Origin of the sequence: Alkaliphilus hydrothermalis, assembly GCF_016908555.1 — a bacterium.
Lineage (GTDB): Bacteria > Bacillota > Clostridia > Peptostreptococcales > Natronincolaceae > Alkaliphilus > Alkaliphilus hydrothermalis.
Genome location: NZ_JAFBEE010000008.1, coordinates 19,190 through 31,548, shown reverse-complemented (window position 1 = coordinate 31,548; position 12,359 = coordinate 19,190). Strand labels below are relative to the sequence as shown.

The 12,359-nt window shown below is 37.7% G+C and carries 14 protein-coding genes; 2 read left to right on the top strand and 12 right to left on the bottom strand.

Features of this window, described 5'->3' with window-relative positions:
* Positions 1 to 10: 10 nt before the first annotated feature.
* The 4 genes from JOC73_RS07425 to JOC73_RS07410 all read right to left on the bottom strand — a co-directional run bounded on the left by JOC73_RS07425 (position 11) and on the right by JOC73_RS07410 (position 4,036).
* Entirely contained in the window at positions 11 to 160 is a 150-nt protein-coding gene (locus JOC73_RS07425; RefSeq protein ID WP_204401658.1) for a hypothetical protein, read from the bottom strand.
* A gap of 230 nt (positions 161 to 390) precedes the next feature.
* Positions 391 to 2,277, bottom strand: coding sequence for a molecular chaperone HtpG (gene htpG / locus JOC73_RS07420; RefSeq protein ID WP_204401656.1), 1,887 nt, complete (start codon positions 2,275 to 2,277; stop codon positions 391 to 393).
* A 288-nt stretch (positions 2,278 to 2,565) separates the two neighbouring features.
* Positions 2,566 to 2,943 carry a (deoxy)nucleoside triphosphate pyrophosphohydrolase gene (locus tag JOC73_RS07415; protein ID WP_204401654.1) on the bottom strand — a complete coding sequence of 126 codons (378 nt, stop codon included), beginning with the start codon at positions 2,941 to 2,943 and terminating at the stop codon, positions 2,566 to 2,568.
* 127 nt (positions 2,944 to 3,070) lie between these two features.
* The gene (locus tag JOC73_RS07410) at positions 3,071 to 4,036 is read right to left on the bottom strand and encodes a Gfo/Idh/MocA family protein (RefSeq protein WP_204401652.1); all 966 of its coding nucleotides are present in this window, start codon (positions 4,034 to 4,036) and stop codon (positions 3,071 to 3,073) included.
* A gap of 354 nt (positions 4,037 to 4,390) precedes the next feature.
* Between JOC73_RS07410 and JOC73_RS07405 the strand changes: the two genes are divergently transcribed.
* Positions 4,391 to 5,440: an NADH:flavin oxidoreductase gene (locus JOC73_RS07405; protein WP_204401650.1), complete on the top strand. Its 1,050-nt coding sequence runs from the start codon at positions 4,391 to 4,393 to the stop codon at positions 5,438 to 5,440.
* Between the two features lie 115 nt (positions 5,441 to 5,555).
* On the opposite strand, the gene folK is transcribed toward JOC73_RS07405, so the two are convergent.
* From folK to JOC73_RS07365, 8 genes are all read right to left on the bottom strand, one after another.
* Positions 5,556 to 6,035 carry a 2-amino-4-hydroxy-6-hydroxymethyldihydropteridine diphosphokinase gene (folK, locus tag JOC73_RS07400; protein WP_204401648.1) on the bottom strand — a complete coding sequence of 160 codons (480 nt, stop codon included), beginning with the start codon at positions 6,033 to 6,035 and terminating at the stop codon, positions 5,556 to 5,558.
* Positions 6,028 to 6,390 carry a dihydroneopterin aldolase gene (gene folB / locus JOC73_RS07395; protein ID WP_204401645.1) on the bottom strand — a complete coding sequence of 121 codons (363 nt, stop codon included), beginning with the start codon at positions 6,388 to 6,390 and terminating at the stop codon, positions 6,028 to 6,030. The genes folK and folB overlap by 8 nt, the downstream gene beginning before the upstream one ends.
* Positions 6,383 to 7,246 (bottom strand): dihydropteroate synthase, encoded by an 864-nt coding sequence (gene folP / locus JOC73_RS07390; RefSeq protein WP_204401643.1) that lies wholly within the window; start codon positions 7,244 to 7,246, stop codon positions 6,383 to 6,385. Before folP ends, folB begins: the two co-directional genes overlap by 8 nt.
* Before the next feature lie 149 nt (positions 7,247 to 7,395).
* Positions 7,396 to 8,244, bottom strand: coding sequence for an aminotransferase class IV (locus tag JOC73_RS07385; protein WP_204401641.1), 849 nt, complete (start codon positions 8,242 to 8,244; stop codon positions 7,396 to 7,398).
* Positions 8,245 to 8,410: 166 nt separating this feature from the next.
* Positions 8,411 to 9,781 (bottom strand): aminodeoxychorismate synthase component I, encoded by a 1,371-nt coding sequence (pabB, locus tag JOC73_RS07380; protein ID WP_204401639.1) that lies wholly within the window; start codon positions 9,779 to 9,781, stop codon positions 8,411 to 8,413.
* Positions 9,772 to 10,371, bottom strand: coding sequence for an anthranilate synthase component II (locus JOC73_RS07375; RefSeq protein ID WP_204401637.1), 600 nt, complete (start codon positions 10,369 to 10,371; stop codon positions 9,772 to 9,774). Before JOC73_RS07375 ends, pabB begins: the two co-directional genes overlap by 10 nt.
* A gap of 233 nt (positions 10,372 to 10,604) precedes the next feature.
* Complete coding sequence (locus JOC73_RS07370; protein ID WP_204401635.1) at positions 10,605 to 11,084, bottom strand: HD domain-containing protein; 480 nt, start codon at positions 11,082 to 11,084, stop codon at positions 10,605 to 10,607.
* Positions 11,085 to 11,521: 437 nt separating this feature from the next.
* On the bottom strand, positions 11,522 to 11,698 hold the full coding sequence (locus tag JOC73_RS07365; protein ID WP_204401633.1) for a hypothetical protein: 177 nt from the start codon (positions 11,696 to 11,698) through the stop codon (positions 11,522 to 11,524).
* Between the two features lie 289 nt (positions 11,699 to 11,987).
* On the opposite strand from JOC73_RS07365, the gene JOC73_RS07360 reads away from it, so the two are divergent.
* Positions 11,988 to 12,290, top strand: coding sequence for a YciI family protein (locus JOC73_RS07360; protein WP_204401631.1), 303 nt, complete (start codon positions 11,988 to 11,990; stop codon positions 12,288 to 12,290).
* Positions 12,291 to 12,359 lie beyond the last annotated feature (69 nt).

Genomic DNA, 12,359 nt, shown 5'->3' with positions numbered 1-12,359 from the left:
ATAAATTTTATTATAAAAGTTTATCTAAATCCCCATGCTCAGGAGTAATGTAGATCTCATTATCAATGATAACAGTTGGTAGACCTACTCTACCTGCCTTTTTGATTTCATCATATTGGGGCTTGTTGTCTCGGATCATTAAAAAGCTCTTTAATGCCATAAAATCTGTGCTGATATCAAAGTAATCAAATGCTACACCTTTTTCTGAAAGATACTCCTTCAGTTCTGGGCAAGCGGCTCACATATGACTTCCGTAAATAGTAATTCTCTTCATTTGAATTCCTCCATTTATCTTATTTTTATCAAGCTGATTTTATTATACTAAAAAGAGTCAAAAAGTATAACCTATGACTCTTTGATTCTTTTCTTTTGTATCCAATATTACTGCTATTACTGAGCAATCATCTTCTTCATGATTTCGTTGCTTCTCTTAATAAATTTAGTCATTGCCTCTGCCGATAATGGCTTGTGGGTCATGACAGCTAAATCATATACCTGTTGAGCAACTAAGTTTAGATCCTCAGACTCTTGGCCTGCGAAGTCTAAGACATACTTAATCAAAGGATGCTTTTTGTTAAGCACCAGTACTTCCTCCGTTGGCATAGATCCAAGGTTTAATCCCCCCATCCCGTACTGCTTCATCATTTCCTGCATTCTTCTATTTTCTTCTGATTGAATCAGCATACCTGCCACATCTTCAGACTTTAGGTTTTCCAGCTGGATAGTACAGTCTTCTTTTTTCAAAGCCTTTTTAAATACATTTGTTACAGCTTCAGTCTGCTTCTTTGAGGTTTCTTCATCAGCATTTTCTTCTAGGTCCTTCATCAGGTCAGCAATCTTAGAATCCACTCGCTTAAACTTGATGTCATCCTTCTTGCTCTCTATATGGGAAATGAAGGGAGGATCAATCATATGGTCTAGAACTATTGCCTCCACTCCATGCTCCTTCATCATATTAATATATTGAGCCTGTTGTTGCAGGTCAGAAACATAGTAGATTTGCTTGTCCAGCTTTTCTCCATGCTTTTCTAGGTACGCTTCCATTGTTAGGTATTCCCCATCAATCGTCTTGTATAGAACAATTCCTTCCACCTTTTGATAGAACTTGTCGTCCCTTAAAATACCATACTTAATGAAGGGGTTGATGTCTCCCCAAAACTTCTGGAAGGATTCTCGATCTGTTTTGAATAGACTATTCAATTTATCTGCCACCTTTTTGGTGATGTAGTCAGAAATCTTCTTCGTAAATCCATCATTTTGCAGGAAGCTTCTAGATACATTTAGAGGCAGGTCTGGACAATCGATGACACCCTTTAATAATAATAGGAACTCTGGAATAACTTCCTTGATGTTATCAGCTACGAATACCTGACTGTTGTATAGCTTGATGCTACCCTCCATAGTATCAAAGCCTGTTTTTAATTTAGGGAAATATAGTATCCCTTTTAAGTTGAATGGATAATCCATGTTTAGATGAATCCAGAACAATGGCTCTTGGAAATCTCTAAAAGTCTTTTTATAGAATTCTTTATATTCTTCATCTGTACAACAGCTTGGCTGCTTTAGGTATAGAGGACTTACCTCGTTTAAAGCCTTTGGTTCTTCTACAATAATGTTTCCTTCTTCATCCTTCTTTGCCTCTGCATCCGCCACTTCAAAATAAATCGGATATGGCATAAAGGAACAGTACTTTTCAATAGTAGTTTTTAAAGTGTACTCACTTAAGAAGTCCTTACCATCTTCTCCTAAATGAAGGGTGATCTCTGTACCTCTTGTTGTTCTAGTACCTTCTTCCATTTCGAACTCAGTGCCACCATCACATTGCCATTTTACAGCGTTTGCATCTGGCTTAAAGGATAGGGTATCAATCTCAACTGTAGAAGCCACCATGAAGGCAGAATAAAAACCTAGTCCAAAATGCCCTATAATTTGCTCTACATCCCCCTTATCTTTGTAGGCCTTTAAAAATTCCTCTGCCCCTGAAAATGCAATTTGGTTGATATACTTCTTTACTTCTTCGTCGGTCATTCCGATACCATTATCAATAAATTTAAGTGTTTTGTCAGTCTTATTAAGCACAACCTTTACTTGGAAGGCCGTTTCTTCCCCTAGATCGGCTTCCCCTAGGCTATTTAATCGCTTTACCTTCGTGATCGCATCGCATGCATTGGATATTAACTCTCGAATAAAAATGTCGTGATCTGAATATAACCACTTCTTAATAATTGGAAAAATATTTTCGCTGTGAATTGACAAACTTCCCTTTTCCTTACTCATAAATAACCTCCTTGAAAGTTTAATTATTTTTTTAGCTATAAAGGAAACTTTATCCTTTGTACAACCTTATATTACAACTTATTAAACTTTCAGTCAATACCTAATTAGCACTCTCTTTACTAGAGTGCTAATTTTTTTGCTGATTAATTGATAATAATCGTCTAATCCTTCATTTTTTTATTCTTTACGCTCTTTTTTTTGTCCTTTTTCCTATAAATACTTCATTAACTGATACTTTATTTTATACTACTTCATTCTTCATTCGTTATTCTAATACTATCTTTAGTCTCATTTCATCAATTGCTCTACAAAGGAGACATCGGCAGGAGAAAAGTTATATTGATGTAGGTCTTTAGGGAAAACCCACTCAATACAGTCATGATCTTTAAGAACAATTTCACCTGAATCAATTTCACCCCAAAAGGCAATGAGTCTAATTTTTTTATCCCCATAGTCATGAATATTCTCTCCAAAGGGTTCCGTCACCTTAATATCTATCATCATTTCTTCCTTTAGTTCTCGAATCAAGCTCTTTTCAGGAGACTCCCCTTCTTCGATTTTCCCACCTGGAAACTCCCAGTAACCCCCTAGACTTTTACCTTCTTTTCGTCTAGCAATGAGGATTTTGTCTCCCTGCTTTAAGATTGCAGCTACCACATCAATCACTTTGATTACCTCCATCTATTTACCTTTACTTTGCTCCTAATACTATCTTAGATATTCCTTATTTCTTAATTCTTATTTCTTATTTCTTAATTATCATTTCTACTTATCTTCTATTCTTCTTTGATTATTATTGCCTTGCAAGCAACTCTTCTATTACAATCTGAGCGTGATACCCTGCTTCAAAGGTGATGATGGATGCTTCTTTTTTTTCAATGGCCTTGAATACCTCATCAATTAGTTCTAGTAAGTGATCAGTTTCCTCTAGTTCCAATCTTTTTCTTGCTTCCCCTTTACTAGATGTCCATAACTCCCTCCAGTTTTCCATAGATATGGTTCCTTCTGTCCCGTAAAGGGTCAGGGCTAGACTCTCCTGTATTGCTACATCTGAAAAACCGTTGAATAATATTGGTGTACCGTTTTTCAGAGCTGCAGTAGCAATGATTCCTGTCTCACAGGCTAGTGAGTCCTCTGGATACTCAATATTTGTATCTATATCAACAATTTCTCCCAATACCATTCCAATCATTTGTACGAAGTGCGTAAATACCTCCCGTACAAATCCCCCCTGTTCCCTTGAGCCAATCCAATCCGTCTGTTGCCACGGTCTTGGCCATTGAGGGAAGTAGGCTTTTAGCTCAATCCTTCTGGTTGTCCCTAGGAAACCTTCATCTAGCAATGCCTTCATTCTCTTAAAGGCAGGCGTGTAGACGGTTGGGAAATTCATTGCATGAACAACACCCTGCTTCTCAGCTGCCTCCAGCATTTCCTTTGCTTCACTGATGGAGTTGGCAAGGGGCTTTTCGCAAATAATATGCTTATTTGCTTTAATGATCTCTAGGGCAATAGAGTGATGATATTTTGGTGGTACTGCTAAATATACTACATCTATTTCTTGGTTATTCAGCAGCTCCTTATAGTCCTTTACTGCCTCTAGATGATATTGCCCACAAATATATTTCGATCTTTCTTCATTTACATCAAATACACCAAGGATATTTCCCCTCTCATGCTTTTGCAATGCTTTGATTACTCGCTCTCCTACGATTCCTGCGCCTATAATACCTACATTGATGGTTTTTGACATCTTCCTCATCCTTTCTTTTGTCTAGCTTTTCCCTAACTACTACATTTATTTATAATGATTAATGATTTAATTTAAGCCATTTTGATAGAATTATAACCATATAATCATTTTCTCCACTTTTTTGATCGGCCTCATTTCTTCTTAGTCCTTATTCCTTCTTAGTTCTCATTTTTTTATATCAATTCCCCCGTATGTCTATGTCCTCCATCCCCAAAACCCTATCAATTATCTTTCTATATTTTTAAATTTCTATTTGTTTGCTTATAATCCTTTCTATATCCTAAAAATTTCTTTCTATAATCGAAATATTATTCTTTTTATGGTAATATATTGTTAGGTGTAAAAATGGATGGAGGGACTAATATGACAAGTGTGATTGATCGAAGTATTATGATTAATAAGAAGAAGGTAAAGAATAGAATTCTTATGCCTCCTTTGGTTTGCTTCAACTGGGGGAATGAGGAAGGATTTGAGACGGTGGATCGTGCTGAACATTATGCTCTAAGGGCTAAGGGTGGCACAGGTCTGATGGTAGTAGAGGCTACTGCTATTTCTAGAGAGGGTCGAATCACCGATACTGGTATCGGACTATGGAGGGATGAGCATATTCCTCAATTTGAAAGAATGGCACATGCCTGTCATCAGGAGGACTCAGTTGTGATCGTACAACTTGTCCATGCTGGTATGAAGGCAGTTGGTACCCCTGTTTATTCCTCTTCGGCTGTTGAGGTAGAAAATAAGCAATGTCTTGAATTGTCGTTAGAACATATAGAAAGAATTAAGGCCGAGTTTATTGAAGCTGCCCTTAGGGCTCAAAAAGCTGGTCTTGATGGTGTTGAAATCCACGGTGCCCATGGTTATCTTCTAAGTCAATTTACTTCTAAGCAAGTGAATGCAAGAAACGATCAATACGGTGGTAGCTTGGATAATCGACTGAGACTATCTCTGGAAATTGTAGAGGGGGTTAGAAAAGCCACAGGGGATGACTTCATCATCTGTTATCGTTTTGGGGTGAACGACCCTACCCTTGAAGAGGACAAATATTTTGCCAAAAAGCTGGAGGCTCTAGGGGTAGATATATTAAATGTATCTGCTGGTATTGGTGCCAACAGTAAGAATCTTGTTCCACCAGAGGATTATCCTTATTCTTTTATTACATATATGGGTACTGAAATCTTTAAGCAGGTGGATATTCCAGTGGCCTGTGTATTTGGTATTAAAGAACCAAAACAAGCTGAATATCTACTGGAAAATGAAATGATTGATATGGTGGCAGTAGGAAAAGGGCTTTTGGCGGACCCTAACTGGACTAACAAAGCCATTAAAGGAGAAGGTGTTAATATTTGCTACAACTGTGCTCCTTGGTGTAAGTATGGTAAGGATGGGAAGACTTGTCCTTGGTATGGGAAATAAGCTGTAAATGTTTAATTTCAATCTGAATAAACACCTAATCTAAATAAACACCCTCAAATGTAGCATATTTACTACAATTGAGGGTGTTATTATATTTTGATGGATATGTTGAAATCTACACTGAAGCCCTCCTAATACCCTCCTGCTGAAGGCCTTCCATTATGCTTCTAATATCCTTCCCATTGATCACTAAATTTTGATTCAACTCATACAAAGGCACCATCACAAATGCCCTTTCAGTCATCCTTGGGTGGGGAATCATTAGTTCTTCATCTTGAGATTGATAGCCTTCATAGATTAGTATGTCTAAATCGATTGTCCTTGGTCCCCAACGGATGATTCGCTTTCTATCTAGCTTTGCTTCTATCTTATTACAATACTCCAATAATTGTAGGGGTTGTAGGCTAGTCTCCACCTCTAGGACAACATTTAGAAAAATATCTTGATTCACATATCCCACGGGGTCTGTTTCGTAATAGGAGGATTGCTTTGTCACCTCTATCGCCTCATGCTCCCCTAAAAGTCCGATTGCTTGATCTATATAGTTCTTCTTGTCCCCCATATTACTGCCTAACCCCAAGTATGCCCTAGTCATTTCTTCTCCTTATTTCCACTCCAAAGTGGTCATAGATTCCCCTCACTGGCGCTTCTGGCTTTTTGATGGTAATGACGATTTCCTTTACCTGTGGGAACCCTTGTAAAATACTACTGGCGATATTCTCTCCTAATGCTTCTATAAGTTTAAACTTCATATTTTCAGTAATGTTTTTAATAATATCGTATACATCTGCATAGTTGACGGTATCGGCCACATCGTCACTAAGACCCGCCGTCTTTAAATCTGTATATAGCTCCACATCTATAAAAAACTTCTGTCCTAGCTTTGTTTCCTCTGGCAAAACCCCATGATACCCATAAAATCCTAGATTTTTCATAATAATTTTATCCATGTATCCACTGCCCCCTTACAATTGCGTCGGTTACTTTGATTGTTCGATAGTTTTCTTTAATATCATGGACTCTAACAATATCTGAGCCTTGAATAATCCCCATAACAGTCGTGGCTAAAGTTCCCTCTACCCTTTCCTTTGGTGGAAGATCTAAAATCTTACCGATCATGGATTTTCTAGATGTACCTAATAGGATAGGATAGCCCAATTTGTTCAACTCTCCCAATCTAGCCATCACCACCATGTTTTGCTCTGACGTTTTACCAAAGCCAATCCCTGGATCTAGGATAATATTGTGGTTTTTGATTCCTGCCTCTAGAGCAATTTTGATGGATTTACTTAAGAAGTCCGCAATAGATTCCATGATGTCTCCTTCATATTCTGTCCCATGTTGATTGTGCATCATTACTACAGGTTTCTTAAATTTAGCCATCACTGAAGCCATCTCAGGGTCCCGTTGTAGCCCCCACACATCATTGATCATATGGGCTCCTGCCTCCAGTACCTTTTCTGCCACCTCTGCCTTGTAGGTATCCACCGACACAGGTACTTTTACCTCCGCTACTAATCTCTTCACCACTGGTAATACTCTACTGATTTCCTCTTCTGCCGAAACCTCTACTGCCCCTGGTCTAGTAGATTCCCCACCTACATCAATGATGTCTGCTCCTTCTTCCACCATTTCTTTTGCATGTTGGATGGCTTTGTCTAGGTCTACATAGTTTCCCCCATCAGAAAAAGAATCGGGGGTAATGTTGAGGATCCCCATGATATATGTTTTTTTACCTAGTTCTAATTGATATTTCCCCATATCTATCAATACATTACGATCTAATGTAAGTTGAATGTTTTCCATTGCTCTAATCCCACCTTATCTTCCAAAATTAATCAAGGACATTGCTTCGGCCCTTTCAATCTTTGCCTTATCCATTCTAATTCTCTACCTGTTTCTGCGATCTAATTTCTAGTTACCCTATTCTTAAAATTTACTTTGAACTTTATACCTTATACTTTAGATTTCTTCTTAATTGCTTCCATCACTTTTCTTGTGATTTCGCTATTACTAATATCCAAACTTCTAACCTCTAGTCGAACCACTGGCATAACCTCCATCAATGAGTTAGTCATAAATATTTCATCAGCCACCAGGAGTTCTTTTCTCGTGTATTTACCCATCTCCAATGGAATCTCCAGCTCTTTAGCTAATTCCATCACCTGAGTCCTCATGATGCCCATCAGCAGACCACAGTCCTCATGGGGGGTATGAATGATTCCATCCTTCACAAAAAAAAGATTACTGATGGCTCCTTCGCAGAGGTGACCATGATGGTTTTCAAACACAACTTCATCATATCCCCTCCCTACAGCCTCTTTCCTTGCCAACAGATTATCTAAATAATTGTTGGACTTGATATAGGTCAGGGGAGAAGAAGGATTTCGTTTAATATCGGTGAAGGTTAGTTTAAAGCCCTTACGATAACTTTCTTCCTTGTATTTGTTTTCTGACACGGATAAAAGCAAGTAGCCCTTTTGATGATTGTTGCTATTTCCATTATTTCCAATGGATCTACTATTTTTACCCTGTAGTATTTTCAGTCCGCCTTCTTTTATTCCACTGGCCTTTATGAGTTCATTACTGAATTTTTCTATCTGCATGTAGTCATATTCCAATGGAATCTGTAGGACTTGGCAAGCTCCCTTGAGCCGCACAAAATGTTCTTGAAGATAGTGAATCTCCCCCCCTTTAAACTTGACGGTTTCAAAGGCTCCATAGCCATAGAGGAAGGCTTCACTGGTGGGGGCTATCCCACCGTCTCCTTCCTCTACAATCCTTCCATTTATCGAGATCAGCATAAAACATTCCTCTATTCTTATCTAAGCTTATCTATTGCACTTTTACCTAATTTTAATAGATGGCCTTTGTATTTTTCCAACATTTTTTATGGTAGTCTTATATGTTCTTTTAACGTGTTTTTATTGTTCTTATTGTTTGTATTGCTTTTCATTGTTCTTAAAGTATTTATTTAGAATTCAGAGCTTTCATCAATGCGCTTCCTTTGTGGAGGGTTTCTTCATACTCCATTTCAGCATCGGAATCCCACACGATGCCGCCCCCAACTTGGAAATAGGCCTTATTGTCCTTACATACAATTGTTCTAATGACGATATTCAAGTCTACATCTCCGTTCAGTCCAATGTATCCGATAGAGCCAGTATAGATATTTCTTTGGGTAGGCTCCAGTTCGTCGATGATTTCCATAGCCCGTATCTTTGGTGCTCCTGTAATTGACCCCCCAGGGAAGGTGGCTTTGATGCAATCTATCACGTCATATTCTTCCTTTATTTCTCCCTGTACTGTAGATACTAAATGATATACAGTAGGGTATTCTTCCAAATGGAATAACTCCGTCACCTTCACTGTACCATTCTTAGATACCTTACCCAAATCATTTCTCTCTAGATCAACGATCATTAATAACTCTGCTTGATCCTTTTCGCTATTTAGCAGCTCATTTCGATTAAATTGATCCTCCTCAGGGGTCTTGCCACGGGGTCTAGTTCCCTTGATGGGTCTAGTTTCTATAATGTCATTTCGTATCTGAATAAATCTTTCTGGAGAGCTACTTACGATATGTCCTTCACCAAAATCAATAAAACTGGCAAATGGAGCAGGATTGATGCTTCTTAATTTACCATATAACTCAAAGGGAGTTTCCTCTATTTCGCATTGGAACCGTTGGGTCAAGTTGGCTTGATAGATATCTCCAGATTTGATATAATCCCTTACCCTATTGACAGTTTTGATGTAATCCTCACGGGTAAAGTTAGCCTTCAACTCCACTTGTTGCTTATTGGTAAGATTGATTTCTACTCCCTTTTCCTCTGCAACCCCAATCATTTTGGCTATTTCCTCGACTACTTCTTTTGCTTCTGCCTTGATGCCCAAGGAAGCGATATAAGTTCTATTATGAATATGGTCTACAATGATAATCCCATCATAAAGCCCAAAGAAGCAATCGGGAATCTCCACATCATCCACAGCTGTACGGGGGAGTTTTTCGATATGGTGACACATGTCATAGGATAAGTACCCAACTAGACCTCCCACAAAGGGGAATTCACTGTCGTAACTTCTTTGAAATTGATTGTAAATCTCCCTTAAACTATCAAAGGGATCCCCCGTAAAATTATCCTCTTTTCCTTCTTGCGTAATGGTAATGTGTTGGTCTTTACTTTTAAAGACTAGGTGAGGGTTGAAACCTATAAAAGAAAACTTCCCTAGTCGTTCATAGTTTTTGCCACTATCTAAGAAGAAACTATAGGGTCGATCCTTAAAAATACTATAGAGTTGAAAGCTATCTAAAGCGGTAATGATTTCTTTTATATACATGCCGTCACCTGCTTTGCTGATTCTTTTGCTGCTACTAAAAAGTTATTTAAAAGATCCATTCCCATCTCTGTTAAAATGGCTTCTGGATGGAACTGTACTCCTTCTATCATATATTCTTTATGCCTTATTCCCATTATTTCTCCATCAGTTGTTTCGGCTGTTATCTCAAAACACTGGGGAAGGGAGGCTCTTTCCAATACTAAGGAGTGATATCGAGTTACCTTCAAAGGATTATTTAACTCCTTAAAAACACCTACTCCTTTGTGGATAATGGGATGGACTTTACCATGAACAGGCTCCAATGCCCTGATTACCTTGCCACCAAAAACTTGTCCAATAGTCTGATGTCCTAGACAAATCCCTAGAATCGGTATTTTCCCTTTAAACTGCTCCACTACCTCTATGCTAATCCCTGCTTCGTTTGGACTACATGGCCCTGGAGATAGTACGATGATATCAGGGTTTAAAGCCTCAATCTCTTCTATTGTAATTTGGTCATTCCTATGAACAACCACCTCTTGCTTTAAACAGGATAAATATTGTATTAAGTTGTAGGTAAATGAGTCATAATTATCTATCATTAGTATCACAATGTCCACCTCTTTAGTTGGATTTATTATTTATATCTCATTCTAGATATACCTTTTGTAATTGATTTTAAATTTACTTTCTATATTCACAACAATTATACCTATAACAACGGAAGAACGTCAAACAAAATAGTCATTTACCATGATCTACTATAGTACTACGCTATATTTTAAAATTACTGTCTAAAAACACTATTTAAGAACTGCTATTAAGGACTACCAATGGAATGCTCCTAATATTGAAGAAAAAACTCGTCCCCATCTTCAAGCCGATTGCACTCATTTCTCATCTTACATTCATTACATAGCCTTGATGCCTTGTCCCCTTCATAGATCACTACATCTAATTCGGTGATGAGGTCTGTACCCCTCCGATGTTTTTCAATGGCCTGACGAATCATTGTTATTTCGTCTTCTCCAAAATCGCAATCTATTAAGATTCCCTTCGCTAGACTTGAGCTGACTAAAGCATGATCAGAGCCGTCTTCATATTGTTTCCATCGTCCAATATCATGAAGTAGGGCAGCCCCATAGATTACTTCTTGATCCAGTTTCAGTCCTTTTTCTAAAGATTTAATATAGGCGATTCTTGCCACGTCCAAAAAGTGTTGTATTGTATGGCGACAGAACTCCCGTTGTTTCTCAGCCTTCATCAGTCGATTCATATTCTCTATATACTGGGGATGTTTTAGTATGTTATTTATTCTTTCCATAATGTCCCTCCTTACAAACAATGCATCTTTACCTTGGCTTCATCCCATGGCACGGTTTAGCCTGTCCCTTTGAACAAAAAATAGAGGATAAGCACTAAGCTGATTGAGGCCTTTCCTTGACTATAGGCGGCCGACTCCGTACTGTAGTTCATAAACTTCACCACTGGTACTTTACCTGAAATGATGGACTTATTTAGGTAACAGGTTGATACTTTATAGGAGAAGATGGCTTGGCCCGAAAAGACTGTAATACCATTTCAGCAATTTATTTTATTAGTTTTATTATATCAAAATATTTAGGGGATTTCTTGTAATAAAAATGAAGGATATCTATTCTTTTGACATATCTCATTTTACATAAAAATCCCGAGCGGTTTTTGATCCACAATAAAACCCCCTATTCTTAGGAGGCTTTATCATTTTCTTCTTTATTATTTTTACTTCCTTGTATTATCCTTGGATGTCTTCATATTTCCTTTCTTTGTTGTCATCAACTTCTTATTGTTATTCATTTCCTCTGGATCTATTGCTGCTATATCCCCAGCTAACTCATAATTCATTTCATTAAAGAAGTTCTGATCCATGGTTCCTTTGTTTTTATTTTTCTTTTTCATTTTATCACCTCTTATATATTTTTCACCCTATAGTCAGAAGAATACGAGGTAATTTTAGGAGGATAGCCTTTCCAGTATGGTAAGCTATAAAGAATTCCAACCATATTGGGGTCTTTTCTCTGTCGCTTTTTTAAAGGATTATTCTATAACTTAATCATATTGGGCATATTTTAACTGATTAGAGGAGATACAAAGATTAGTGTAGAATATTTATAACTATTCAAATACAAAGCTACATAAACTATTTGGTAAAACCTGTATAATAAATAAAAGAAAAGGAAGTGTTTTTATGCAATTTATCGTAACTGGTTATGATGGTACTGATGCAGGGGCAATGGATCGACGTATAGCTGCCCGTGATGAGCACCTGAAAATGGCTGAAAGTATGAAAAACAAAGGCAACTTTATCTGTGCAGCAGCCCTACTGGATGATGAGGAAAAAATGATTGGCTCTATACTAATGGTGGAATTTCCTAGTCGCAAAGAATTAGATCAATGGTTGAAGGTTGAACCCTATATCACTGGAGATGTTTGGCGTAAGGTGGATGTGAAACCCTGCAAGGTTCCTCCTATGTTCATGCCTTCAAAGTAGTCATCATAAAACTAGAATATACAATACATTTCATAAAAGAACTCCCTATTACTTCATAAAAAAATAGGG

Coding starts and splice junctions, on each gene's coding strand:
- JOC73_RS07425 (WP_204401658.1), bottom strand. CDS start 160: ATGGCATTAAAGAGCTTTTTAATGATCCGAGACAACAAGCCCCAATAT.
- htpG (WP_204401656.1), bottom strand. CDS start 2,277: ATGAGTAAGGAAAAGGGAAGTTTGTCAATTCACAGCGAAAATATTTTT.
- JOC73_RS07410 (WP_204401652.1), bottom strand. CDS start 4,036: ATGAGGAAGATGTCAAAAACCATCAATGTAGGTATTATAGGCGCAGGA.
- JOC73_RS07405 (WP_204401650.1), top strand. CDS start 4,391: ATGACAAGTGTGATTGATCGAAGTATTATGATTAATAAGAAGAAGGTA.
- folK (WP_204401648.1), bottom strand. CDS start 6,035: ATGACTAGGGCATACTTGGGGTTAGGCAGTAATATGGGGGACAAGAAG.
- folB (WP_204401645.1), bottom strand. CDS start 6,390: ATGGATAAAATTATTATGAAAAATCTAGGATTTTATGGGTATCATGGG.
- folP (WP_204401643.1), bottom strand. CDS start 7,246: ATGGAAAACATTCAACTTACATTAGATCGTAATGTATTGATAGATATG.
- JOC73_RS07385 (WP_204401641.1), bottom strand. CDS start 8,244: ATGCTGATCTCGATAAATGGAAGGATTGTAGAGGAAGGAGACGGTGGG.
- pabB (WP_204401639.1), bottom strand. CDS start 9,781: ATGTATATAAAAGAAATCATTACCGCTTTAGATAGCTTTCAACTCTAT.
- JOC73_RS07370 (WP_204401635.1), bottom strand. CDS start 11,084: ATGGAAAGAATAAATAACATACTAAAACATCCCCAGTATATAGAGAAT.
- JOC73_RS07365 (WP_204401633.1), bottom strand. CDS start 11,698: ATGAAAAAGAAAAATAAAAACAAAGGAACCATGGATCAGAACTTCTTT.
- JOC73_RS07360 (WP_204401631.1), top strand. CDS start 11,988: ATGCAATTTATCGTAACTGGTTATGATGGTACTGATGCAGGGGCAATG.